This is a genomic window from Sphingomonas agri (assembly GCF_038148795.1).
Taxonomy (GTDB): Bacteria; Pseudomonadota; Alphaproteobacteria; order Sphingomonadales; family Sphingomonadaceae; genus Sphingomicrobium; species Sphingomicrobium agri.
In genome coordinates, this window is the sequence record NZ_JBAPEU010000002.1 from 618,202 (window position 1) to 642,136 (window position 23,935).

26 protein-coding genes and 1 tRNA gene are annotated in these 23,935 nt (G+C 61.5%); 16 read left to right on the forward strand and 11 right to left on the reverse strand.

The window, feature by feature from the left end:
• Window positions 1–5: 5 nt before the first annotated feature.
• Window positions 6–920, forward strand: a complete 915-nt coding sequence (locus tag V8192_RS09845; RefSeq protein WP_341632898.1) for an IS1595 family transposase — start codon at window positions 6–8, stop codon at window positions 918–920.
• A gap of 166 nt (window positions 921–1,086) precedes the next feature.
• On the opposite strand, the gene V8192_RS09850 is transcribed toward V8192_RS09845, so the two are convergent.
• Window positions 1,087–1,506 carry a hypothetical protein gene (locus tag V8192_RS09850; RefSeq protein WP_341632899.1) on the reverse strand — a complete coding sequence of 140 codons (420 nt, stop codon included), beginning with the start codon at window positions 1,504–1,506 and terminating at the stop codon, window positions 1,087–1,089.
• Between the two features lie 77 nt (window positions 1,507–1,583).
• Here V8192_RS09850 and V8192_RS09855 point away from each other — a divergent pair, with 77 nt between their 5' ends.
• The 4 genes from V8192_RS09855 to V8192_RS09870 all read left to right on the forward strand — a co-directional run bounded on the left by V8192_RS09855 (window position 1,584) and on the right by V8192_RS09870 (window position 3,858).
• Window positions 1,584–1,982, forward strand: coding sequence for a helix-turn-helix domain-containing protein (locus tag V8192_RS09855; protein WP_341632900.1), 399 nt, complete (start codon window positions 1,584–1,586; stop codon window positions 1,980–1,982).
• Window positions 1,983–1,984: 2 nt separating this feature from the next.
• Entirely contained in the window at window positions 1,985–2,389 is a 405-nt protein-coding gene (locus V8192_RS09860) for a hypothetical protein (protein WP_341632901.1), read from the forward strand.
• A gap of 213 nt (window positions 2,390–2,602) precedes the next feature.
• Window positions 2,603–3,124 (forward strand): hypothetical protein, encoded by a 522-nt coding sequence (locus V8192_RS09865; protein WP_341632902.1) that lies wholly within the window; start codon window positions 2,603–2,605, stop codon window positions 3,122–3,124.
• Between the two features lie 170 nt (window positions 3,125–3,294).
• On the forward strand, window positions 3,295–3,858 hold the full coding sequence (locus V8192_RS09870; RefSeq protein ID WP_341632903.1) for a helix-turn-helix domain-containing protein: 564 nt from the start codon (window positions 3,295–3,297) through the stop codon (window positions 3,856–3,858).
• Between the two features lie 2 nt (window positions 3,859–3,860).
• Here the strand turns inward: V8192_RS09870 and V8192_RS09875 are convergent.
• From V8192_RS09875 to V8192_RS09885, 3 genes are all read right to left on the reverse strand, one after another.
• Window positions 3,861–3,936 (reverse strand) — tRNA-Val (locus V8192_RS09875).
• A 55-nt stretch (window positions 3,937–3,991) separates the two neighbouring features.
• Window positions 3,992–4,819 carry a 3'(2'),5'-bisphosphate nucleotidase CysQ gene (gene cysQ, locus V8192_RS09880; RefSeq protein WP_341632904.1) on the reverse strand — a complete coding sequence of 276 codons (828 nt, stop codon included), beginning with the start codon at window positions 4,817–4,819 and terminating at the stop codon, window positions 3,992–3,994.
• A complete protein-coding gene (locus tag V8192_RS09885; protein ID WP_341632905.1) occupies window positions 4,819–5,601 on the reverse strand; it encodes an SDR family NAD(P)-dependent oxidoreductase in 783 nt (260 codons plus the stop codon). The genes cysQ and V8192_RS09885 overlap by 1 nt, the downstream gene beginning before the upstream one ends.
• A 489-nt stretch (window positions 5,602–6,090) precedes the next feature.
• On the opposite strand from V8192_RS09885, the gene V8192_RS09890 reads away from it, so the two are divergent.
• Complete coding sequence (locus V8192_RS09890; protein WP_341632906.1) at window positions 6,091–7,425, forward strand: L,D-transpeptidase family protein; 1,335 nt, start codon at window positions 6,091–6,093, stop codon at window positions 7,423–7,425.
• Between the two features lie 103 nt (window positions 7,426–7,528).
• Here the strand turns inward: V8192_RS09890 and V8192_RS09895 are convergent, their stop codons facing one another.
• Window positions 7,529–8,374, reverse strand: coding sequence for an outer membrane protein (locus V8192_RS09895; RefSeq protein WP_341632907.1), 846 nt, complete (start codon window positions 8,372–8,374; stop codon window positions 7,529–7,531).
• A 386-nt stretch (window positions 8,375–8,760) separates the two neighbouring features.
• Here V8192_RS09895 and V8192_RS09900 point away from each other — a divergent pair, with 386 nt between their 5' ends.
• The gene (locus tag V8192_RS09900; RefSeq protein ID WP_341632908.1) at window positions 8,761–9,135 is read left to right on the forward strand and encodes a cupredoxin domain-containing protein; all 375 of its coding nucleotides are present in this window, start codon (window positions 8,761–8,763) and stop codon (window positions 9,133–9,135) included.
• A gap of 51 nt (window positions 9,136–9,186) precedes the next feature.
• On the opposite strand, the gene V8192_RS09905 is transcribed toward V8192_RS09900, so the two are convergent.
• A complete protein-coding gene (locus V8192_RS09905) occupies window positions 9,187–9,723 on the reverse strand; it encodes a hypothetical protein (RefSeq protein ID WP_341632909.1) in 537 nt (178 codons plus the stop codon).
• 981 nt (window positions 9,724–10,704) lie between these two features.
• On the opposite strand from V8192_RS09905, the gene V8192_RS09910 reads away from it, so the two are divergent.
• Window positions 10,705–12,993: an ATP-dependent helicase gene (locus V8192_RS09910; RefSeq protein ID WP_341632910.1), complete on the forward strand. Its 2,289-nt coding sequence runs from the start codon at window positions 10,705–10,707 to the stop codon at window positions 12,991–12,993.
• Between the two features lie 10 nt (window positions 12,994–13,003).
• Here V8192_RS09910 and V8192_RS09915 read toward each other — a convergent pair whose 3' ends face one another.
• A complete protein-coding gene (locus V8192_RS09915) occupies window positions 13,004–13,606 on the reverse strand; it encodes a PilZ domain-containing protein (RefSeq protein ID WP_341632911.1) in 603 nt (200 codons plus the stop codon).
• A 155-nt stretch (window positions 13,607–13,761) separates the two neighbouring features.
• On the opposite strand from V8192_RS09915, the gene V8192_RS09920 reads away from it, so the two are divergent.
• The 3 genes from V8192_RS09920 to V8192_RS09930 all read left to right on the forward strand — a co-directional run bounded on the left by V8192_RS09920 (window position 13,762) and on the right by V8192_RS09930 (window position 16,727).
• Entirely contained in the window at window positions 13,762–14,409 is a 648-nt protein-coding gene (locus V8192_RS09920; RefSeq protein ID WP_341632912.1) for a LuxR C-terminal-related transcriptional regulator, read from the forward strand.
• Between the two features lie 271 nt (window positions 14,410–14,680).
• The gene (locus V8192_RS09925; RefSeq protein ID WP_341632913.1) at window positions 14,681–15,235 is read left to right on the forward strand and encodes a L,D-transpeptidase family protein; all 555 of its coding nucleotides are present in this window, start codon (window positions 14,681–14,683) and stop codon (window positions 15,233–15,235) included.
• Between the two features lie 190 nt (window positions 15,236–15,425).
• Window positions 15,426–16,727 (forward strand): L,D-transpeptidase family protein, encoded by a 1,302-nt coding sequence (locus tag V8192_RS09930; protein ID WP_341632914.1) that lies wholly within the window; start codon window positions 15,426–15,428, stop codon window positions 16,725–16,727.
• Window positions 16,728–16,770: 43 nt separating this feature from the next.
• On the opposite strand, the gene V8192_RS09935 is transcribed toward V8192_RS09930, so the two are convergent.
• Together V8192_RS09935 and V8192_RS09940 are read right to left on the reverse strand one after the other, a co-directional pair.
• Window positions 16,771–16,932, reverse strand: coding sequence for a hypothetical protein (locus V8192_RS09935; RefSeq protein ID WP_341632915.1), 162 nt, complete (start codon window positions 16,930–16,932; stop codon window positions 16,771–16,773).
• A 215-nt stretch (window positions 16,933–17,147) separates the two neighbouring features.
• Window positions 17,148–17,645, reverse strand: a complete 498-nt coding sequence (locus tag V8192_RS09940; protein WP_341632916.1) for a hemerythrin domain-containing protein — start codon at window positions 17,643–17,645, stop codon at window positions 17,148–17,150.
• A 34-nt stretch (window positions 17,646–17,679) separates the two neighbouring features.
• Here V8192_RS09940 and V8192_RS09945 point away from each other — a divergent pair, with 34 nt between their 5' ends.
• Window positions 17,680–17,964, forward strand: a complete 285-nt coding sequence (locus tag V8192_RS09945) for a hypothetical protein (protein ID WP_341632917.1) — start codon at window positions 17,680–17,682, stop codon at window positions 17,962–17,964.
• Here V8192_RS09945 and V8192_RS09950 read toward each other — a convergent pair.
• Window positions 17,961–19,250: a serine hydrolase domain-containing protein gene (locus V8192_RS09950; RefSeq protein WP_341632918.1), complete on the reverse strand. Its 1,290-nt coding sequence runs from the start codon at window positions 19,248–19,250 to the stop codon at window positions 17,961–17,963. The two genes, V8192_RS09945 and V8192_RS09950, sit on opposite strands and share 4 nt — an antisense overlap.
• 148 nt (window positions 19,251–19,398) lie before the next feature.
• Here V8192_RS09950 and V8192_RS09955 point away from each other — a divergent pair, with 148 nt between their 5' ends.
• The 4 genes from V8192_RS09955 to V8192_RS09970 are packed head-to-tail and all read left to right on the forward strand — an operon-like array spanning window position 19,399 to window position 22,540.
• Window positions 19,399–19,686 carry a lipopolysaccharide assembly protein LapA domain-containing protein gene (locus V8192_RS09955; RefSeq protein ID WP_341632919.1) on the forward strand — a complete coding sequence of 96 codons (288 nt, stop codon included), beginning with the start codon at window positions 19,399–19,401 and terminating at the stop codon, window positions 19,684–19,686.
• Complete coding sequence (pyrF, locus tag V8192_RS09960; RefSeq protein WP_341632920.1) at window positions 19,683–20,381, forward strand: orotidine-5'-phosphate decarboxylase; 699 nt, start codon at window positions 19,683–19,685, stop codon at window positions 20,379–20,381. The genes V8192_RS09955 and pyrF overlap by 4 nt, the downstream gene beginning before the upstream one ends.
• 3 nt (window positions 20,382–20,384) lie before the next feature.
• The gene (accD, locus tag V8192_RS09965) at window positions 20,385–21,242 is read left to right on the forward strand and encodes an acetyl-CoA carboxylase, carboxyltransferase subunit beta (RefSeq protein ID WP_341632921.1); all 858 of its coding nucleotides are present in this window, start codon (window positions 20,385–20,387) and stop codon (window positions 21,240–21,242) included.
• A complete protein-coding gene (locus tag V8192_RS09970) occupies window positions 21,242–22,540 on the forward strand; it encodes a bifunctional folylpolyglutamate synthase/dihydrofolate synthase (RefSeq protein WP_341632922.1) in 1,299 nt (432 codons plus the stop codon). The genes accD and V8192_RS09970 overlap by 1 nt, the downstream gene beginning before the upstream one ends.
• Here the strand turns inward: V8192_RS09970 and V8192_RS09975 are convergent.
• Window positions 22,537–23,922: an AmpG family muropeptide MFS transporter gene (locus tag V8192_RS09975; RefSeq protein WP_341632923.1), complete on the reverse strand. Its 1,386-nt coding sequence runs from the start codon at window positions 23,920–23,922 to the stop codon at window positions 22,537–22,539. The two genes, V8192_RS09970 and V8192_RS09975, sit on opposite strands and share 4 nt — an antisense overlap.
• Between the last annotated feature and the right edge of the window lie 13 nt (window positions 23,923–23,935).

Genomic DNA, 23,935 nt, shown 5'->3' on the forward strand with positions numbered 1-23,935 from the left:
AAGCCATGAATATCACAAATCCGATCTTCCATGACGAAGCAAAGGCCACCGCGCACATTGAGCAGTCGCGTTGGCCCGATGGCGAGCCCGTGTGCCCGTTCTGCGAGAGCACTGGCGTCACCCGCATGGGCGGCAAAACACAGGCTGGGATGTTCCTCTGCAACGTCTGCCGCCAGAAGTTCACGGTGCGAACCGGAACGGTGATGGAGCGCAGCCACGTTCCGCTCCACAAGTGGTTGCTCGCAACGCACCTCATGGCGGCTTCCAAGAAGGGCATGAGCGCCAAGCAAATGGAGCGCATGCTGGGCGTGACCTACAAGACGGCATGGTTCCTTTGTCACCGCATCCGCGAGGCGATGGATGAAGCCAACAACCCCCACGAGCCGCTCGGCGGACCGGGTAAAGTTGTCGAGAGTGACGAAGCCGTGGTCGGCGGTCGCAAGCGCAAGCGTCTGTCAGGCAAGATCGCGCCGAAGAAGAAAATCGTCACCCTGATCGACCGCGAAGATGGTCGCGCTAAGTCGTTCCACATCACGCACATTGGCCATACCAACGTGCGCGCCGCGCTGGTCACAAACGTGCATCGCAGCTCGATCCTCATGACCGACGACGCGCGCTTTTATAATCGCATCGGCGAAGAGTTCGCTGCACATGGAACGACGCTTCACAGCAACCGCGAATTTGCGCGTCCCGGGGGCGTTCACAGCAACACGGCAGAGAACTTCTTTTCGATCTTCAAGCGCGGCGTTGTCGGCATCTACCATCACATGAGCGCCACTCACATGCACCGCTATCTGGCCGAGTTTGACATGCGCTACTCAACCAAGACCATCAGCGATGGTGAGCGAGCTGCGCTCGTCCTCAAGGGGATGGTCGGGCGTCGGCTCACCTATCGGCGGACTAACGCACTCGCAGCCTAGCTACTTCAGGCCACCGCGCTGGATTGGTGAGCGTCGCCAGCGCTGGACTCACACTTGATCTGCGTTAGTTTCGGAGCGCCGAATCGCCAGAGCGTGGCCAGTGGTATGCAGACTCAGAAATTGCACGGACTGTCGCAAATCAGTTGCAGACCAATTGACTTTTAAGTCAATCGTAACGATTTTGGAGGAGGCTGAAGCTTCCGGCGACTTCGCGCGATTCGTGCCGGCGTTCGACGATGATGAGTGTGAGAAACGCTGCTTGTATATTGCGAAGAGCATCCATGACCGCCTTTACGAGAAGGCTGCTACCAAACGGGAGCAGGACTATCTCGACAACATTCGCGCCTTGCTCAAATCCTACGTTATCGCCGACGAAATTGCCGACGATGATGAGTTCTTCAAGCGGCTGAAACCGAGGAAGAACAAGCACCTCACGGACATTTGGGAAATCAAAATCACGTTCGCGCCGACAGCGCGCATATTCGGCTGCTTTGCCGCGCCCGATCTCTTTTTCGCCTTCGTTAGCAAGCTGCGCGACAAGTGTCCTTTTCAGACGGCCATGCAAACGGTTCACGACGAGTGGCACGTACTCGCGGGGGTCCGTCCTCGGTACCGCGGCTGGCCACTCGCGAATTGCATTTCAAACTGTGGGGCTAGGACAATATGATGACCACGAAGTTAGAGCCGATCAGCGCAGCTGCTCTCGGCGAGCATTGGTTCACGCTGCGCCTGCGGACATGGAAGGCAGTCGCAAAGATCGTAAAAGACTGCGACGTAGATCAGCAAATCCTTGCCGGTCGAATCGACATGGACCCCAGCCAGTTCAGCCGGGTCATTACCGGCAAGGCGAGCAATGTCACGTTGCGCACGCTGCACAACATCGCTCGGGCAGCAAACCACCGACTCAAAATCACATTGGAGCCGTTGGCCAATCTACCAAGGCCGAACTACTCCTACGAGGACGCCAGGCGCGAGCGCACAGACAGGCAAACCGACCTACCGCTGATGGATTGGACACGCGGGAAAGCCGAACCTACCAATTTTTTCGACACGGTCCTCTAGCCGTGGCGACGGCTCCCCTGAAAGTTTCATACGTCCTTTTGTGCGACGACGTTCGCACAGAAGATAACGGCAAGCTGATTATCGTCGGCCTTTACAGCAACGGCATCACGTTGCCGAAAGGCTCTCAAAGCTTCACAGCGCCGCTGACTTTCTTAATCCACGGTCAGTTGCCCGTCGGCAAAGCTGTGCACATTATTACGTGGGTCGAAGGGAATAACGGTCAGAGGCTGGCCGAGTCAGACTTCGGGGACATGCAACTTCCGGAAAATGCGGCGGCGATGCCCGCCCAAATCGTGTGGCGAATCTTTCCATGGCACTCCGGTGGCTTGGGCAAGTTCAAACTTCACATGACGCAAAATGGCCAAGACAGCGTCATTTTCGAGTTTGAATTAACGGTGACGTCCTAACAGCGCGTCATAGTTTCCGTTTCCCAAGCTTGCTGTCCTTATGTGTCGTGTGAGGCGTGCTAAGCATTCGCTTCAACGCAGCCTCGCGCCGTGCGACAGTCTCCTCTTCGGAGTAGATCTCATTGTCGGCTTTCGTCATTGGCTAAACGTCCTGCTCACAGCACATATGCTCGCATAGTAGGCGAGATCGCGATTGCGTGGAACGAGCTTGAGATGCGTCTCGACCGGCTTGCGTTTCACTATCTGGACACTGATGCTCGTGTCGCGGGCTTCGTCCTGGGCGAGATGGGCAATGCCACCAAAGCTGAGTTCGCGAAGTTTCTTATCGACCGGTTCGAAACCGACGCTTTGCTCAAGGATCACGGCCTGCATCTTGTGGCCCTCATGAACCGGCTGCGTGAGAACCGTAACATCCTTGAGCATGCGCTTCCGTTGTCGTGGGGTGGAGAATATCACGGCACAATCTACAAGGTGGATAGACGCGGGCGCGAAATCCCGTTTGCTGCGCCAATCGACGCGCTGAAATCCCTTCTCCAGACGATGCAGGACACGCTGCCGTATTCGGTGTGGATCATGCGCTGTTTGAAATGGGTTTGGGTAAGGGAAGCCGATGGGATCAATGGCGGTCCGACGACGGCGCAGGCAGCCCTTCGAGTTCTCGCATCGCTCGATAGACCTCAGCTACCAGATAAGATTGCCCCACTTCCGCCTCCTCTAGATCAAGAAGGCGAGTAATTCCCGCTTCAATCATACCGGGGCTAACCACTTCGGTTACCGGCCTGTCACGCTTGACAGTCATAGCGAATCAACCCTTGCTAACTCAAGTACATAATTGCCCTGATCTTGCCACAACGGAAAAATCATAGGAGGTTGAACAAACCTGGTTGGTTCAAAAGGGGCCACTGATGATCACGAGGATCAGGGAGGTGCGCCGCGCGCGCGGCCTGACGCTGGATGACGTTGCCGCCCGGTGCGAGCCACCGACCACGCCTCAAACGATCGGGCGCCTCGAGACCGGCGTTAGAACCGTGTCGGTCGGCTGGCTGAACCGGATCGCCCGTGCGCTCGGGGTCGAGGCGCAGGATCTCGTGGAAGGTGCGGCCGTGGCCCAGCTGAAGGTCGCAGCAATCCTTGGCCAAGGCGGCGCGATTGCACCGCGCAAACCGGCCATCGTGGTTCCGCCACGCGCCGATGAGGGCCAGATCGCCGTACTCGTCGCGAGTAGCATCGGAGAATATCGCGCCGGTGACGAGCTGTGGTGCCAGATGATTGGACCGGGTGAATATAGAAGCGCGCTCAATCGCGACGTCCTTGTTCCACGTCCGGGAGGCCGGTTTCTTTTCGGACGGCTCATCAACGGTGACGAGGAAAAGCTCCAGATCCTTCCGCTAGAAGCGGGGGGCCGCCAGCAGGTCCTAGCCAATCCCGCATGGCTCGCGGTCGCCTCGAGGCTGGTTCGAGGTCTTTGAAATGGTGGGCGGTGACGGGCTCGAACCGCCGACCCTCTCGGTGTAAACGAGATGCTCTACCAGCTGAGCTAACCGCCCGTTGCGCTCCAGTTGCATGCGCAAGTCTGCACTGCAAGCGCCGGACGGCTACTCTCTAGAGGCCTTGCGGCAGGTCGCCTCCGCCCCCGAAGGGTTCAAGGAAGGATTCGAGACGAAGAGGCTTCCAGCCCGAGGTTGCAACGAAGGCACGATTGAGGAAGGCGCTCTTGCCATAGGCCAGCGGGCTACCATCAGGCCCGTCGACGAGACCGCCGGCTGCCAGCAGCACTGCGTGTCCGGCAGCGGTGTCCCACTCGCTCGTGGGTGAGGCTCGAGGGTAGATGTCGGCATTGCCTTCAGCGACAATGCAGAACTTCAGAGAGGATCCGACGGCCACGTAGCCGCAAGCTCCCACGGCCGCCTGCAGATAGTCGATGGTCGATTGGTTGAGGTGAGACTTCGAGGCGACGGCGGTCAGTTCGCTACCGCGTGGGCGGGTACGGATCGGGAGCCTGCCGGCACCTTCGTCGCACCACGCGCCAGTGCCGACCACGCCGGCGTGGAGCCTTCCGGTGGCGGGAGCGAAGACGACTCCGAGCCTGGGCGCGCCTTGCTCGATAAGGCCGATATTTACGGTGTAATCGTCACCCCCGCGAACGAACTCCCTGGTTCCGTCGAGCGGATCAACCAGGAAGTAAATGTCGCCATGCGGGGGAATGCGCCCTGCTGCGACCTCTTCCTCGGCAATCACCGGGACGCCTTGGGCGGCGCGAGCCAGCGCCGACAAAATGATGAGCTCGGCTGTTCGATCCGCTTCCGTCACCGGAGAGGAATCTTGCTTCGATTCGACTTCGAAGCCCTTCCTCACCACCTCGAGAATCGCTTCACCTGCCTCCCGGGCGGCCTCCGCGATATCATCGATGAGGAGGCCGTAGTCGATCATCAGCGGGGCGCCATCCGGATGCCGCCGTCGAGCCGTACGGAAGCGGCATTCATATACGGATTCTCGATCATGAAGCGCGCGAGCCGCGCATATTCCTCGGCCTGGCCGAGGCGCTTGGGGAAAGGCACCTGCGCTCCGAGGGCGTCCTGGACGTTGGGCGGCATCATGGCGACCATCGGCGTCTTGAACACCCCCGGAAGTATCGTGTTCACCCGTACTCCATCGTTCATGAGGTCGCGCGCGATCGGCAGGGCCATCGCGAGCACTCCGCCCTTTGATGCGGAATAGGCAGCCTGTCCGATTTGGCCGTCCTCGGCCGCAACCGATGCCGTGTTGATGATGACGCCTCTTTCACCGTCGGAGCCAATGGGATCGAGCCCCACCATGCCGAAGGCTGAATTGGCAATGCAGCGGAATGTCCCGATGAGATTGATCTGAATCGCGAGTTCGAACTGCTGCATCGGGTAGAATTTGGGAGCCTTGGTATCCTTCTCGCGGGCGACCGTCTTGGCCGCGTTGGCGACGCCGGCGCAATTCACCAGAATCCGCTCCTGGCCGTGCGCAGCCCGTGCCTTGTCGAAGGCTGCACGGACTTTGTCGTCGGAGGTTACGTCCACTTCGCAGAAGATGCCGCCGATATCGCGGGCCACCTGCTCTCCCCTCTGGTTATCACGATCGAACACGGCGACTTTGGCGCCGAGGCGGGCCAGCTCGCGGGCAGTTGCCTCGCCCAGGCCCGATGCCGCTCCCGTCACCACGGCGGCCACTCCGTTTACGTCCATGTCCGTTCCTTCGTCCCAATTGTTTGGCCCGCCTAAGCGCTCAGCCGCGCCTCGCACAAGCCAGTACGATCCCGTCTGCGGAACGAGCACGGGGAGAAGGCGCTTCGTAGATACAGGTGTCGAGTTGCGCACGACGGACTACAAGACAGGGGGTTTGGGCGTGGCCGTTTCAGCTAGGTCCTGGATTGGTGGAGACCCGGAGCGCAAAGAGCGTCTTGCTCACTGGCTCGACATCGACGGCGGCCACGGGAGTTATCGCGCTCTTGGGTGCACGCGCGCCGCTCGCGGGCGAAGGTCCTTCGAGGCATCCCTGCAGTTTCGAGCAACGATGCGCCGGATCTTGGTTCCGTTCCGTCCGGCTTTCGGCCCCCTGACTTCAGGATTTAATTTACCGCAGGCGCGATATTCATCGCGAATGCAGATTGGCGTTATTAATAAGAAATCCCAAACTTTTGAGCAGGATGATGATATCCTGGTCGTAAATAGAAAATGGGGGTTGCGGTGCGCGCTACGGCGCAGAGCCTGAGGGCAGTTGGATTTGGACTGAGCTTGCTCCTCGCAGGCGCTGGCGCGCAGGCTCAGCAGGGTGTCCCTGCGCCTGCTCCGGCCCCGGGCCCCGCTTTCAATATTCCGGCAGACGTCGCAGCCGCTTATTCGACCTATCACATTGGCCAAATCTGGTTCCGGAACGGGCCGGACAGCCCCGCGATCGCGCAGCTGACCGCAGTTCTTCGGCGCTCTCCGTTCGACGGCTTTGCCGAAGGGCCGCAACTCGCAGCGCAAGTGCAGTCGGCGGTTTCGCAGGTACGTGCGACGCCTGCCGCGGCGGGAGCAGCTGACCAACTCCTATCGGCCGCGTGGGTCCGCTATGTCCAAGCCCTGAAAAGACCCACCGACGGGATGATTTACGCCTATGCGATATTGAAGCCGCACGGGACCCGGACGGAGGAAATCCTTTTGACCGCGGCCGCTGCCCCGTCGCTTGCAGGCTATATATCGGCGACCTCCGACCTCAACCCCGTCTACCAACAACTGCGGGACACCGCCTGGGCAGATGCACAGGCGAACGGCAATCTGACTCCTGACGCGCGACTGTTGGCCAACCTCGACCGGGCCCGCTCGATTCCAGCACGCGGCCGCTTTGTGCTCGTCGATTCCGGGAACCAGCAACTGACGATGTTCGAGGACGGACGTCCGGTTGATTCCATGAAGATCATCGTTGGCACGAACGAATTGCCGACACCGCTCATTGCGAGCATGATGTATTACATCACCTACAATCCCTATTGGCACGCGCCCGACCATCTGGTGCGCAAGACAATCGCGCCAACCTACCTTCGGCAAGGCGCCAGATACCTCAAGTCTCACGGATATCACGTGATCGACGAGTGGAGCATGAATGCCAAGGACGTCGATGCCGCGACGGTCGACTGGAAGGCGGCTGCAGCCGGCACGACGCACCTCCTCATCCGTCAGGATCCGGGTCCCTTGAACTCGATGGGCAATCTCAAATTTCCCTTCGACAACCCCGAGGGAATCTATCTTCACGATACGCCGAGCAAGGATCTGTTTGGCAAGCAGGTGCGCAACCTCAGCAACGGTTGCGTGAGGGTTGAGGATGCCCGCCGGTTCGGGCGCTGGCTATTGGGCGGACAGGATCCGGTCGCGCCGGGCAGTGACCCCGAGACTGCGGTGAAACTTCCTCAAGGGGTCCCGATCGTTCTCACTTACCTGACGGCGCACGTGGTCGACGGCAAGGTCAGCTATGCGAATGACTTCTATGGATGGGACAAAGCCGCCCCGCAGGTTGCCCAGGCCAATTGAACCTCTGACGGCTTAGGCCGTCCGCCACCATGCATTGGCAGCACAAAAGAAAACCGGCCCGGACGAGTTGTCCGGGCCGGTATCTTTTTGCCGAACTGGCCGCTTAGCCGCGCTCTGGAGCCGGCGGCGGAGGCGGCGGTGGCGGTGGCGGCGCCGGGCAGGTCGCCGTTGCCGGGATCACCGAGCCATCCGGGCAGGTCTGCGTCGCCGGTGGCGGCGGCGGAGGTGGCGGAGGCGGCGGAGGCGGCGGAGGCGGCGGCGGTGCCCAGAAGTTGTAGATCACGCTTGCGAGCAGGCTGTTCTCGCGGAACGTCCCGTCGAAGGTGAACGGCACACCGTTGAAGGTGTCGGAGAACTTCAGGTTGCGCGCTTCGAAGTGGCGAACCTTGATGCCGACGTCGATGTTCGGGGTGACTGCATAACGCACACCCGCAATCGCCTGCATGGCGAAGTGCGAATCTGAGTCACTGAAGGCATGCGCACCAGGCGTACCCGTAGCAGCACTGACCTTGACGTTGGCATAACCAGCGCCGCCGCCAATGTAACCGCTCAGTGCTTCTTCATTGCCAAAGTCGAGCAGCACGTTGACCATGCCGGAAAGGGAATTGACCTTTCCGCCAGAGAGCATGCCAGTCGTGTTCGGCAGGATCGGAGCAGCGCTCGCCGGAGCGTTGATGCTGTCAACCGATGCGTGCTTGTAACCAAGTTCCCCTTCGAGACGAACGACGCCGAAATCGTATCCGGCGATCGCATCGACATCGAGGCCGGTGCCATAATTGATCCGGTAAGCGTCAGCAAAGGTCCGAGTTGGATCCGTGTAGCCGAGGTGCATGTCCTCGACTATCATGGCGCCACCTTCGAGCCCCGCGTAGAATGAATGATCCCGAGCGACGGCCGGGGTAGCGATGGCCGTCGACGCGAGCGCCATCGCAATGGCCAGCTTGCGCATAATTGTCCCCTTTCACTTGCGTTCTAAGATTGAACCGCCGGAACACATTATGAGAGCACCGGTTGCCGCGCAAGGTTGTGATTGCCTCCTGCTGTTGCCGAAAAGCCTCAGTTGCCGCGATGCCTGAGAAAAACGAGAGACCTTGATGTATCGTATCTGCCGCAGAAGCCTCAGTGATCCGGTCTTTAGGAACGCCTCTAACGGAATCGGCATCCCGGTCCCTAAGGTCTCGCGCGAGCAGCCGGTCTGCCTCGATCTAAGCAGGCCACCTCGTCTTATGGTTCGTTCGCTCCGAAGTTATTTGACCGATTCGGTTCGTATGTGTCGCCCTGCATTTGAACCCTCGTCCCCGGCAGCGACACCCAGGGATACATGAGGAGGCATTTATGAGGATGTACCGCCGCGCACTTGTTGCCGCATTGTCTCTATCCTTCGGCGGCTCGGCCCTTGCACAGCCTGCGACCCAGACCATAGTCGTCTGGAGCTACGGGTTTAGCCCCGTCCCGCTTCACCTCGCCGCTGGTCGTCCCGTGACGCTGGTGTTCGAAAACCGCTCGGGGAGCAGCCACGATTTCAGCGCAGAGCGGTTCTTCGCAAATTCAACGATCGTTCGGGGCTCAGCGCCAGGCGGCGAGATTGATCTCCCGCCGCACATGTCGAGAAGCGTGACGCTCGTACCTCGCGCGGGAAGCTACGGCGCCCATTGCAGCCATTTTTTCCACAAACAGCTGGGAATGAGCGATCAGATCCTGGTCGATTAGCAGTCCGTGATTTTCCGCGTGGACGAACGAGCCCACGCAAAACCTCCGGAGCTAGACGACGTGCTCGCTATGGCCGTAGACGAGCACGGTCATGAAACCTGCACGTGCCGCTGCCGGCACGCGCGCAGTGCTGACGCTCGCCTCGAAACGCTCGGATGAAGCTTCGTTGCAGCCATATTGGGGGGGCAGAGATCCTGCTGTCGAAACGACCTTGCAGCCCTTGACCGCGCCCTGACCGTCGATGGCAAGAGCCATCACCGAACTGCCGAGCAGAGTTTCGCCGGGCTGGAGCGAGGCGCCGTCGGGCTTCTCGCCCGGACTGAACCGGCGCTCGAACGTGATCCGCGTCACCTGGTCTTTGCCGCCCGACGAACTTGCAGTCTTCGACATCGAAGCCTGCGCGCTCGCAACCGAGCAGTCCTGCGCATTTTGCGGTCGCAGGCTCGATTCATAACGACACGAATGGGTTTCCCCATCGTCACCAACGGTGACGGTGACACGCTCCCACCAGGGGATGGTCGACGTCAGGGTAGAGGTCGGCTGGGCGGAGGCGGACGCCAGGGCCAAAGCAGCTATTGCGCGGAACACATTTCACTCCTTCGCACCCCACGCTCCAACGGCATGATTACCGTCGCCACCTGATCCGCCAAACGCGGGAAATCGGATTGGTGTCCATCAGCTGCAAGAAGGCTGGTTCGGCCCGGCGCGCCGGCTACCCTCGGCAAAGCGCAAACCGCGTATCATCCCCGGTGGAAGAACCGCTGGCGCGAAAGGAGAATGACGGAATTTTGGGTGCGAAAATTGCTGCCCCAAAGGAAATGGGGGCCGGCATTGCTGCCAGCCCCCACTGCGCCGAGCGAAGGATCTGCCGGTATTCGTAACCTGGTTGATAGTACCTTGCGGCCTACCTACCCGCTCTCGATCCTGGCTCACCAGCTCAGGCGTCGCTTCCGATCGAACTGCTCCCTCTTGCGAGGAGCCAGATGATCTACTTGACTGCGCCTCCCGAGGGTTCGCTTGTCTTTCGCTCTTCCGGCCTGTCCACGAAAACCGAAGTTCTCAGGTCAAAACCGTCCGATTTTCTGCGGCCCTTCTTGGGATAACCTCTCTCGCGTCCCGCTTTGCTCACCTCGATTCCGAAGAACCTCAGGAGCCGCGTCGCGCGACAGGAAGATCATCTCTTCCGGCGCCTCTTCCCGGCTGGCCCCGAAAAGAACCCGAAAGCTCTTCCCATTGCCGGCCGGCGGAGATCGGTTCTTCTGCCCCTTCCTCCCGAAGGAGACTGGGACGTCCGCCCCGATCACTTGAAGACCATGCACCTTCGCCCCGAGTCGCGGAAGCAAAATTTTCGGTAATAAGGCTGTGGATAACGGGGATATCGGTAGCAACCGTAGGAACCATGTCAAAAAAGCGGTTTTGAGCGAACCGACCGCGTCGCGAACGGCGCGGCAACGGCATTGACCTGCGCGTATTTTCGGCCTCCTTTTGTTCCGTGACCAATCCACAAAGTACCGCTATTCGGCGAGGCCGTCGGTTGCCGTTCGGCAACCTCCAGCCTACCTCGATCAAGTGTCTGAAACGTCCGCGCTAAATCCAGAACCCGCCTATCTCAGGGGCCTGAACCGCCCTCAGCGGGAGGCGGTGCTCACGACGGAGGGTCCGGTGCTTGTTCTTGCCGGAGCAGGAACCGGAAAGACAGCCGCGCTCACGGCCCGGCTCGCCCATCTCATTGCGACGCGCAAGGCGTGGCCGAGCCAAATCCTTGCAGTCACCTTCACCAACAAAGCCGCGCGTGAGATGCGCGAGCGGGTCGGCGCGCTGTCAGGAGGCGCTCTTGAGGGCATGCCCTGGCTCGGTACCTTCCATTCCGTTGCGGCGCGAATGCTCCGGAGCCATGCAGAGCTTGCCGGACTTCAGTCCAATTTCACCATCCTCGATACCGACGACCAGCTGCGTGTCCTCAAACAGCTCATTCACGCCGCCAATCTCGACGAGAAGCGTTGGCCGGCCCGCCAGCTCGCGGGGCTCATCGACCGGTGGAAGAATCGCGGTCTCACTGCCTCGCAGGTCGACGCAGGCGAATCCGAAGCCTTCGCCGCCGGGCGCGGCGCTGAACTTTACGCCCAGTACCAGGAGCGGCTCAAAACCCTGAACGCCTGCGACTTCGGCGACCTGCTCCTCCACATGCTCGTGATATTCCGTACCCACGCCGATGTACTCCAGGCCTATCGCGAGCGCTTCCGCTACATTCTCGTCGACGAATATCAGGACACCAACCAGTCCCAATATGAGTGGCTAAGACTTCTTGCTGAGCCGCGCCGCAATCTTTGCTGCGTAGGAGACGACGATCAATCCATCTATTCCTGGCGCGGGGCGGAAGTCGCAAACATCCTCCGCTTCGAGCGGGATTTCCCGGGCGCCAAGATCGTGCGGCTGGAGCAGAATTATCGTTCGACCAGCCACATCCTCGCGGCTGCCGACGGGCTGATCGCCCACAATTCGGGGCGGCTTGGAAAGACTCTCTGGACCGATGCTGGCGATGGCGAGAAAGTCCGGGTCATCGGTGTCTGGGACGGTCCTGAAGAAGCGCGGCGGGTCGGCGAGGAAGCCGAAAGCCACATGCGTTCCGGCGGAAGTCTCGACGATATCGCAATTCTCGTCCGCGCGCAGTTCCAAACCCGCGAGTTCGAGGAGCGCTTCATTGCGATCGGACTATACTACCAGATCATCGGCGGTTTCCGGTTTTACGAGCGCGCCGAAATCCGCGACGCCATCGCCTATCTCCGCCTCGTCAGCCAGCCCGCAGACGATCTGGCTTTCGAACGGATCGTCAACACGCCCAAGCGCGGCCTTGGAGACAAGGCGGTCGCGACCATTCACCGCCACGCGCGTGCAACGCAGCAACCTCTCCTGCTTGCGGCCGCCACCTTGCTCGACAGCGACGAACTGACGCCGCAGGCCCGGCGCAGTCTCGGCAATTTCGTGGCTGACATTGCACGATGGCGCCAAATGGCAGCCGAGCTTCCTCATCCCGAGCTTGCGCGCATCATGCTCGATGAAAGCGGCTACACTGCCATGCTTCAGGCGGATCGCTCGGCCGAAAGTGCCGGCCGCCTCGAAAACCTCGCCGAACTGACGCGCGCGATGGAAGAATATGAATCGCTCGGCGCCTTTCTCGAGCACGTGTCGCTAGTAATGGACAATGATGAGGCTCGGCAGGGCGATCGCGTGACGATCATGACCATCCACGCGGCCAAGGGCCTCGAGTTCGACATCGTCTATCTCGCAGGCTGGGAAGAAGGCGTATTTCCCTCGCAGCGTTCGCTCGATGAGGGAGGCCTTGCCTCGCTCGAGGAAGAACGCCGCCTCGCCTACGTCGCTATCACGCGCGCCCGGCGCCGCGCCGCGATCTTCCATGCGGCAAATCGCCGCATCTACGGCCAGTGGACAAGCTCGATCCCGTCGCGGTTTGTTGGCGAATTGCCCAAGCCCAATATCGATGAACAGACGACGATGACCGGGGGTGAAAGTTTGTGGCGGGCCCAGTGGTCCGAGCGTTCCGACCCCTTCGCGCATCTCGGGCCGGCTCAATCAATGCGCGCGAGCACTCGAGGACCTGGATGGCAACGCGCTGCACGGGGCAATTTCAACCCCGAGCCGGCGCGGATCATCGAGGCCCGGGCTTCGGCGGTGAGCCTCGGCAATCAGGGGCGAAGCGACCTGTCGCTGGGCCAGCGCGTGTTCCATGGCAAGTTCGGTTACGGCACCATCGCGGCAATCGAAGGCAACAAGCTCGAGATCGACTTCGAGCATTCGGGCCGAAAGAAGGTTCTCGACAGCTTCGTCAGCGCCGATTGAGGGGGGCCGCCTAGCCGCCCGCCTTGCGCACCAGATCGCGGACCCACGAGATAATCGACGTCCAGCTCAGCTCCTCGAACAGCTCGACCCCAGCGAGATTGGATCGCTTCCAGACGACTTCTCCGGCGGGAACGTTGAGGCCCTCGACAAAGACGGCCGAATAGGTGCCGATCGCAGGCAGCTGCTCTCCCTCGAGCTGCAGACCCTTAGCCGAGATATTTCTCAGCACGGCCGGCCAGAAATGTTCCCCGCACTTGATGTGCGCCGGGCACCGCACCTCGAGCCGCGGCATGGTCCGGCGTTCCGGTGTCTGGCTGACGAGCTTGCGGTTCAGCAGCGCGATGATGTCGATGCAGTCATCAAAGCGGATACCGAGCTCCTTACGGCCGGTCCAGGCGATCTTGCCGGAAGGCCTCTGTCCGGTTGCAATCTCGATCGAGACTCGTTCCCCGAGTGCTGGCACGAGATCACTTCCGATGGTCGCTCCGAGCGCAGAAATCTTGCGAATGACGCAGTCCTGGCGCGCGCCTGACTGATAGATCGCAGCGGCGTCGAAGGGACCGTCGCCGGCTGCGGCAGACGGTTCATCGGGCCATGGGAGACGATTTCCCACGACGACGGTTGTGACTGAGGGGGCGTCAGGCAATTTGCATCATTCCGGCACCTGTCGGACCAACCTTGGCCCTGCTGCACTAACAAGTCGCTAACGATGGCCCACGAAAGAGCGGGTAGGGTAATTCGGATCGCGCAGCGTTAAGGTCTCGCTTCATGACGACGAACAGCCGTGGGCGCCCCCGTCACGACGATCTGCTGACACCGGCTGAGTGGAAGGTAGCCGAGCAGGTCCGCCACGGCATGACCAACCGCCGTATCGCCGAACGTATGGGTGTCAGCGTCGACGCGGTGAAATTCCATGTCGGCAATGCGCTCTCCAAACTTGGTTTCTCGAGCCGAGGGCAGCTCGGGAAATGGGACGGAATTGCAAAAACAACGGCGCTTCACCGGCGCAGGAGGTCCGCCATGAATGCCGCAGCCGCTCCAAATCCCAACATGTCGCTTGGGCAGATCGCGCGCACCACCAGGGATTTCTCCGCGTCGCACGCCTGGTACCGGGACGTGCTCGGCCTTCCCGAATTGTACAGTTTCGGCAACCTCGCCTTCTTCGATCTGGGCGGCGTGCGGCTGATGCTCACTGAAGAGGAAGGCGATCTCGCCTGCCAGTCGATCCTCTACCTTCTTGTTTCCGACATCCATGCGACGAGGGACGCGCTCGAGCAGCGCGGCGTCAAGTTCATCAACGCACCCCACCTCATCCATCGCCACCGAAATGGCACCGAGGAGTGGATGGCGGCCTTCGAGGACAATGAGGGCCGGCCACTTCAGCTGATGATGGAGGTTCCAGCAAACCGGAGCTGAACCCGGCTCATGGAATTGGCCTCCGACCGGCCAATTCCAGGATCTCGCTTCAAGCCGTCGGAAACGCGGGGTGTTATCCCTTCTGCTTCGTGCCCGTCGCCTCTTAACCGCCATTTGCTTCACGATCTGATCGGGACGTGGCGCGGGGGCCCACCCCGCGAAAAAAGGCGCCTAGGCTGTTCGCGGAAGAGACAGAAACAACAACCGGGGAACCCGACTCGGCCGCGATGCATTTCCGCTGCAAAAGTCAAGAACAAATTTCAGGTGTAAAATGAAGCGTATTGGCCTTGTGCTGGCGCTGTCGGGAACGTGCGTCCTTGCGAACGTGGTCGCACCCACTCCCGCGTCTGCGCTGGAAACCTACGAAGCGAAGATGGAGGCGAGCGACGCGGCGAGCCAGGCGCGTGTGGACATGCTCAACGCCTTCGGGCCCAAGCTCCTGCGTCCCGGCCAGTATGTCTGGCGGGACGTACCGGACGCGACTGGCGCCGAACGCGTCGTGATCAGCCTCTCCGACCAGCTCGCCTATCTCTATCGTGGTGACACGCTGGTTGCTGCAGCGACGATTTCGACCGGGCGCACCGACAAGCCCAGTCCGACCGGGATCTTTTCGGTCCTCGACAAGAAGCCGTTCTACAGGTCGAAGAAGTACGACAATGCCCCGATGCCATGGATGCAGCGCATCGACGAATATGGGATCGCTCTGCACGGCGGCTTCAATCCTGGCTACCCAGCCTCGCACGGCTGCATCCGGTTGCCGAGCGCCTTTGCCAAGAAACTCTACACGGTCACCGGCGTCGGAACGCCGGTCTTTATCGGCGCGTGAACAGCCGAGGGCCGCGCCCGCTCGGCGCGGCCCCTGTCGGCCCCTTAGCGACTCACCGGAGATGTTCCCTTCCGGAACAGACTGTTCGGTTGCGGAACAATTGAAACACGTTTGTCAATACTTATTTTGAACAACAAGCTCCCTGCAGCGTTCTGCGCTTCAAAGGACTGAAAAACAAAGGTTTCGACCAGTGAAAATCCGGATGCTTGCCGGTGTCGCCTGTGCGGCACTGATGGGAATTTCTGTACCTTCCCAGGCAGCGACCAGCCCAGAGCTGGCGACTGCTTCCAGTTACGACCCTGCCGCGGACCAGGCGCTCAATGCCTTTTACGCGAGCAGAGGCGGTGCTCCGCTGTGGGTTCGCGGCGGCGTGGACAGCGCTTCGGCCCGCGAACTGATCGGGCTCCTTCAGCGCGCATCGCTCGACGGTTACGCAAGCGGACCGGCAATTGCTGCCCAGGCCCAGGAACTCCTCGCCCGCGCGGCGGGCGGTGATCCTGCGGCCGCAGCAGCGGCGGACCGGCTGCTCTCGGCGGCTTTCGTGCACTATGTCGAAGCGCTCCAGACGCCCCCTTCGGGAATGACCTACGCCGATCGATGGGTAACTCCGCGCCGGGATTCCGCCGCGACCATCCTTGCCAAGGCGGCCGCGGCGCCCTCGCTCGGGGCGTACGTCCGTTCAGTCTCGCAGGTGAACCCCATCTATGCCGAACTGCGCGATGCCGCCTGGGCGGCGATGCAGTCCAATGGCGGCCAGCTCGATCCTCGCGTGCTTGCGAGTCTCGATCATGCCCGCGACATCCCTCCCCAAGGCCGTTTCGTCATGATCGATACCGCAGGCGCGAGGCTGTACATGATCGAAGACGGCAGGATCGTCGATTCGATGAAAGTGATCGTCGGCAAGGCCGATCCTTCCACGCAGACACCGCTCATCGCCAGCACCATCTATTACGCGACGCTGAACCCTTACTGGCACGTATCTGCGGACATGGTTCGCTCGCTGATCGCCAGGAACGTGCTCGACCAGGGCCTCGGCTACCTCAAGTCTCACGGGTACCAGGTAATGGCCGACGACGGATCGGATCAGCTGCTTGATCCTGCCAAGGTCAACTGGCGGCAAGTCGCTGCCGGCGAGACGGTGGTGCGCGTTCGCCAGCTGCCCGGGCCGGCGAACTCAATGGGCCGGATCAAGATCCCCTTCCCCAACGGCTCGGACATCTACCTGCACGACACGCCGAACAAGGACCTGTTCGCGTCGGACGATCGCAACCTCAGTCACGGATGCATTCGCCTTCAGGACGCCCAGCGGCTCGGCCGGTGGCTGATGGGGCGTGAGCCGCAGGCCGCGTCGCGCGAGCCCGAGGAGAATGTCCTGCTCCCGGCGCCGGTACCGATCTACGTGACTTATCTGACGGCGCACGCCGACGGCGGTCAGCTGAGCTTCGTCGATGACATCTATGGGCGCGACTCACAGGTCGCTGCGCTGCGCTAGCGCAGCGCCGGTAACGGGGGGCCGGGGCACTCCTAGACCGCGCTTATGCGGCCCGATTGCCTACGCCTTGAAGAGCGGCGCGGCCTGCATGAAGTTTGGCAAGTTCCTCATGTCGCCGACGGACATCGGGATCACTCGCAAGCTCCGCCATCAGGCGGCAATGCTGCTCCCGTTCCCGATGATAGATATGATCGTCGTTACCCATCGCGGTCGCCCCAGGCTCGTACAAGCGGCAGCTTCGCACGGGGGCCATCGAGCCCGATGGCACCCCTCTTTGGGGCTGTCAGGAACGCAACGCCTGCATAATCCAAAATGCGCTCCCGCGCTTCCTATACCATCGGTAGAGGATGGGACCATAATCCGGGAGAAAACTGGGCTTTTTCCCGGGCGCGATTCTCGTTTTGGACCCGTATCGAGTCGCTAGATAGAGACCTCGTCCATCGTCTTGAGCTCCGGCTCGGGAACCCCGGACTTTTTGAAGTCCTTCAAAAGTTCGGACTTCCGATCAGCAAGCTGCTCTCCCACCGCGTCAAGGTCGATGTCAGCCTTGCGCACCTCAGGGAACAGCTCCTTTTCTTCCTCCTCGACGTGGTGCTCGATTTCCTCTGAAAGGACCTTGACCTTTGCATCGAAGAAGTCGTCGCTCTTGCCATTTCCGGCCTCGATTTCGGCGATCAGGAGCTTCGCCGCGTCGTGCTCCACAAAAGCTTCCTTCAGGAGGTCTTCATCGACCTTGCCCTCGCACGCAGGATAGAAAATCTCTTCCTCGATCTTCGTGTGGATCGAAAGTTCAAGGCAGATGCGCCGCGCAAGCTTCTCCTTGCGTCCTTCGCCCTTGGCCTCTTCGAATTCCTTGAACAGCTTTTCAACGGCGCGGTGATCTTCCTTCAGGAGAGCGATTGCGTTCTTGTCGGCCATGGAATCCTCCGATGTGATTTAAGCAAGGAAACCAATGCGCGAGCCTGGATGTTCCTCAGATCAAATGGGCCGCGAAGGCGTCACGATTCCCGCACGCCAAGGAGTGGACTGGAAGGGCCTCGGCTATCTGGTCTCGATCGCGAGCGTCTTCTTCCTCGGCGCGATCGCCTGGCCCAAGTCGAACGATCCCTGGTGGCACCTTCCTGCGCTCATCCTCGGCATGGCGACTTCGATTTTGGGCATGGCGTGCCGGTACAAGGCGCACCTCGACCAGCAGCGAGAGATCAGGAAGGCAGAAGCTGAAGCCGAGCGAGGTTAGGACGGGCCGCCGCTGTCAGGCTCGGCGTCGAGGGCCGCAATCGATTTCGCCGGATTCTTGTTGAGCTCGAGCCAGTCGCGGGAGGGAAGGTGATAGATCATGTCCATCACCTCGAACTCGAGGCCGCCTGGCTGCCAGGTGTCGCTATTCCAGAGGGCGACTACCCCGCTCTTCTTCTGAGGATCGAACAGGATGAGGGACCGATACCCGCGGATACCGCCTCGGTGGCCGATGATCCGGTGCCCGGCATAATCGTAGCTTCGCCAGCCATAGCCATACCAGGCTGTGCCGAGGCGCTCGAGGAACTTGCGCATCCGGCCCCGCTCGGTCGGTGTCACCACGTAGGGCGCGTGAATGGTATCCAGTACCTTGGCATCGAGCACATCGGGCATTTCGCCCATCTGCGCCTCCATCCACAGCGCCATATCCTTGATGTTGCTGTTGATGCCGGCGGCGCCAGGGACATGGTAATAGGTATCGACGATGGGCTCGGGTCGCCGGCCCGCACTGTGCGGCTTGGCCCAGCTCGCATTCGACTGAAGCCCCGCCATCGACACGCTGCCGCTGGACATTCCGATCGGATTGAACAGGTAGCGCTTCACCGCCTGCTCGTAGGGCATGTTGGTGATGCGCGAGACCATCTCGCTCGAAGCGTCATAGGCGACGTTCTGGTAGTCCCAGCACGTACCCGGGGCACAGACGGGACTTAGCTGCGCAAGGCTGGACCGGAGCAAGCTCGGATCCTGCCCTTCCTCCAGCTTGTTGTCGTAAGCGTTGCGATAAAGTCCGAGCCGATGCGACAGAAGGTCGCCGACGGTCGCCTTATATTCATTACCTGCCGGAAGCTTGAGGTCGGGCGCGTAATTCGCAACAGGGGCCTGGAGATTGATCTTGCCCTGCTCGGCAAGCTTGGTGACCATCGTCGCCGCGACCCCCTTGGAGGTCGAGGCCCAGCGGAATACCGTCTCCGGCGTCACCTTGTCGCCCGAGCCCGCGAGCGTCTCGCCATAGCCCTGGAGGAACGTGATTCGTCCGTTCTCGACCACGCCGACAGCCAGTCCGACCATTGCCGGCTTGGCCATGAGCTCCTTCAGCCGCATGTCGAGCAGTCGATAGTCAATATCGCGCCGCGAATCCGGCGAGAGTGTCGCGAGTTTAAGGTGCGCGGCCGTAACCTGCGGTGGCTTGCTGCTGGACGCATCGTGAGGACGCATCGCCAGCAGCGACGCGCCCATGAGCAATGCAAACGCGCCCAGGCCGAGCTTCTGCGCCTTCTCCAAAATCACTCTTCTCCCCACCCCTATCCGCGGTGTGGCGGCAGGGGTTCCGCGTCTCAACCGACAGCTTAACGCAGTTGCGACGAAGCGAGTCTGCGGCGCGACGAACGCTACCGGCGCTGGCCTTAAACGCGCGGCTCGCCTAAACGGCCCCGCCATGCAATTCCTAAAGACCCTGTTCTGGGTCCTGATCGCGGTCGTCGTCGTCCTGTTTGCGAGCCGCAATTGGTCGGACGTCACCTTGAATCTCTGGGGAGATATCCAGGCCGACATCAAGCTGCCGGTCCTGATGCTCATTGTCTTCCTGATCGGCTTCTTGCCGACGTGGCTCATCTTGCGCGCGCGGATCTGGTCGCTTCGCCGACGAGCCGATGCAATGGAGCGCAACCGCGTCGCGGCTTTGCCGTTCGAAACTGTCGCCGAAGAGGAAGAGGCAGCAGCGTGAAGCCGATCTTCGTGGCGATCGACACGCCGGACCTCGCGCGGGCACTGAACCTTGCCGAAGCGATCCGCGGACATGCAGGCGGAGTGAAGCTTGGTCTGGAATTCTTTTCGGCCCAGGGCCCCGAGGGCGTGAGCCGCATCACCAAGCTTGGGCTTCCCGTCTTCCTCGATCTCAAGCTTCACGACATCCCGAACACGGTCGAAAAGGCAATCGAGGCCCTTGCTCCACTCGCTCCGGCGATCCTAACCGTCCACGCGGCCGGCGGGCGGGAAATGCTCCGCGCCGCCAAGCGCGCAGCCCCGCAAGGAACGCGGGTCGTCGCTGTAACGCTGCTCACCAGTCTCGATGCGGCTGATCTTGGGGATTTAGGCATTTCGCGATCGCCGGGCGACCAGGTGAGGCACCTTGCCGACCTCGCGCGCGAGAGCGGCCTTGACGGCATCGTCTGCTCCGGAGCGGAAGTCGCTTCGGCCCGGGCCGCCTGGGAGGGCGGCTTCTTTGTCGTACCCGGAATCCGGCCTGCCGGCGCCGACGTGGGAGACCAGAAACGGGTGGTCACGCCTGCCCAGGCGCTCGAGGATGGCGCCTCGGTGCTGGTCATCGGGCGGCCGATCACCGGAGCAGCCGATCCTGCCGGTGCGATCATGGACATCGGGGCGGGCCTCGCCCACATGCCTGCCCAAGCGAGGAATTGATCGATGAGTTGGTTAAGCCGCGTCCGCAACGGCATTCCGTTTCTTCCCAAGCGGCAAACGGCCGAGAACCTCTGGCACAAGTGCATCAAGTGCGGGACCATGGTTTTCGTCAAGGAGTGGGAAGAGAATTACAACGTCTGCCCGCGCTGCAACTTTCACGATCGCATCGGGCCTGAGAAAAGGTTCGAACAGCTGTTCGACGCCGCTCAATACGAACTTCTCCCCGCGCCCGAGGTTCGCGAGGATCCGCTCAAGTTCAAGGACACCAAACGATACTCGGAGCGGCTGAAGGCTGCACGAACAGCAACCCACGATCGCGATGCGCTGGTGAATGGGAAGGGCAGGATAAACGGTTCGAGCGTGATCGTCGGCGTCCAGAACACGGGTTTCATGCTCGGCTCGATGGGGACCGCTGTCGGCGCGGCCTTCGTCGCTGCGGTCGAGCGCGCCATTGCCGACCGCTGCCCCTACATCATTTTCACTGCCGGCGGAGGCGCGCGCATGCAGGAAGGTGCCCTCTCCCTCATGCAAATGCCCAAGACGACCGTTGCATTGCAGATGCTGCGCGAGGCGGGCCTTCCTTACATCGTCGTGCTGACCGATCCGACGACCGGCGGGATTACGGCCTCCTATGCGATGCTCGGTGACGTGCAGATCGCCGAGCCCGGAGCGCTGATCGGGTTTGCCGGGCAGCGGGTCATCGAGCAGACGATCCGGGAGAAACTGCCCGAAGGCTTTCAGCGCGCCGAATATCTTCTCGACCATGGCATGATCGACATGGTCGTGCCGCGCGGCGAGCTGAAGGACAAGCTGGCGCTGTTGATCTCCTATCTCGCGCCGGAGTCCCAAGAGGCCGCCTGATGGCGGATTTCGCGCGCTCGGCGCATCCAGGTGTCCAGGCGCAGCTCGACCGCCTGTCGAAGCTCTCCCCGGCGGGCGACCGTCTTGGCCTGGAGAGGATTGCGGCCGTGCTTGCACGGCTGGGTCGACCACAGGATCGGTTGCCGCCCGTCATCCACGTTGCAGGCACCAACGGGAAGGGATCGACGGTCGCCTTTCTCCGCTCTGCTCTCGAGGCGGGCGGCCACAAGGTTCATGCCTTCACCAGTCCTCACCTTGTCCGCTTCAACGAGCGCATCCGGATCGCCGGGCGGTTGATCGGGGATGAGGAGCTCTCCGACCTCCTCTCTGAAGTGCTCGATGCTGGCGCTGGGATTGAGCCCAGCTTCTTTGAAGTCGCTACCGCGGCTGCCATCCTCGCTTTTGCACGAACGCCAGCTGAGGCGTGCATCCTCGAAGTCGGCCTTGGTGGCCGGCTCGATGCAACCAATGTCATCGACAGGCCGCTCGTCACGGGAATCGCGAACCTCGCGCTGGATCACCAGCAATTCCTTGGCCATGGCCTCACCGATATCGCCGCCGAAAAGGCGGGAATCGCGAAAAACGGCGTTCCGCTCGTCACACAGCTCTACCCGCCGGCGGTTGCAACCCGCATCGGCGAGGTCGCCCGGGAAAGGGGCGCCGCGTGGCTGCCGCGGGGCGCCACCTGGGACGCGATCACTCGGCAGGGCCGCCTCCACTATCGCGACGAGCGCGGCGAACTCCACCTTCCGCTACCCCGGCTTCCCGGCCGTCACCAGGCGATGAATGCCGCCCTCGCCATCGCCATGCTGCGGCACCAGCAAGTGCTGTCCGTGCCAGACGCCGCGCTCGCCGCGGCAGTGGGCTGGGCCGATTGGCCGGCGCGGCTCCAACGACTTGGTCCCGGGCCGCTCGCCGGCGATCGGGAGATCTGGCTCGACGGCGGCCACAATCCCTCCGCCGCGCGGCAGATCGCGACCTATGCGCGCCATCAGTTCGATGACGGCAAGGCGCTGCACATCGTCTTCGCCAGTCTTGCAACAAAGGATCCGCTGGGAATGCTTGAGCCTTTCAGCGGCATCGTCGATGAGGTTCACACAGTTCCCATCCCCGACCACAGCTGCTTTTCGCCCGATGATCTCACCGAGATAGCCGCGGGTGCAGGGATGCGAGCCGAGGGCCACGACGACGTCGAACAGGCGCTCGCCAGCATTCCGGCCGACGCCCGCGTGCTGATCTTCGGTTCGCTTTATCTCGCCGGCGCCGTCCTGTCAGCAAACGGCCAGGTGCCCGCCTAGGAAGCCTTGGACGGTTTCTCCTCGACTTCGGGCTCGGCGCCCTGCACGCCTTTCTGACGAACGGTCTCGACCACGAATCCGGCTCTGCGCATGAAGTAGAGAAAGACCAGTCCGGGGATGCCGAGGAAAGCGCAGAAAACGTAGAAAGACGGAAAGCCGAGATAATCTGCAACGACGCCCGAGGGTGTTGTTGCAAATGTTCGCGCGACTGCCGCGACACTCGATAAAAGCGCATATTGGGTCGCGGTGAAGGCCGTGTTCGAAAGGCCTGCAAGGTAGGTCGCGAAGACCGTGAGGCTAATTGCCGCAAAGAGGTTCTCGGTCGCAACCGCAAGCGTCAGCAGGGGCACCGAATGGCCCGTGTTGGCAACCGCAGCGAACAGCAGGTTCGCAAACATCATGATGATGCCCGCTCCAAACAGCAGCCGGCTCATTCCGAAGCGGGCGATCAGTGCGCCGGCAATGAGCGAGCCGATCACGAGGCACCAGAAGCCGACCAGCTTGTTGATCGCGATATAGTCGGTATCGGTGAAACCCTGGTGTACCACCATCGGCGACAGCATGTTCTGGCCGACCGCGTCACCAAGCTTGTAGGTGAGTACGAAAAGCAGGATCAGCCAGGCACCGGGACGCCGCAGGAAATCGGCGAACGGCGCGACGACATTGTGCTTCAGGAAGTGCGCGGCTGCCGCAAGACCAAGCCTGCGCTCGCGCACCGCGGTATGACGGCCAGGCCCAAGCCAGAGCGATGCGATCGCGCCCGGGAGGACGAGAAACGCCGTTGTTCCGTAGGCGGCGGCCCAGCCAAGGCCCATGCCCTCGTTCGAGGCAAGATAGATGGTCCCCGCGCCCGCAAGCAGATTGCCCGTGCGGTAGCCGACCTGATTGGTCGCGGTTCCCTGCGCGAGCTCGTCGTCGGGCAATGTCTCGATCCGATAGGCATCGATGATGATGTCCTGCGTCGCGGCTAGGAAGGCGACGATGACGCCCCAGACCGCAAAGCGGCCGATGTGATGGACGGGATCGCTCGCTCCAAGCTGGATGAGCGCGAATGCGAGAAACGCCTGCACGGTCCAAAGCCAGGCCCGTCTCTGGCCAAGGAAGCGCGTCAGCACAGGAATGCTGATGCCGTCGATCAGCGGCGCCCAGAGAAATTTCAGCGTGTAGGGGGTGCCGAGCGCGAAGGCGAAACCGATCGTCTTCTTGTCGATGCCGACCTTTGAAAGCCAATAGGACATCGTCGCAAGAAGCAGCGTCAGCGGAAACCCGCTAGAAATCCCGAGCAGGAAGGCTCCGAGCGGACGAGGCTTCAGATAGGAAGAGGCAACTTCGCCGAATGATTGGCCCTTACGTTCGGCCGTCGACTTCGCAGAAGCTGCCAATGATCCCTCCCCT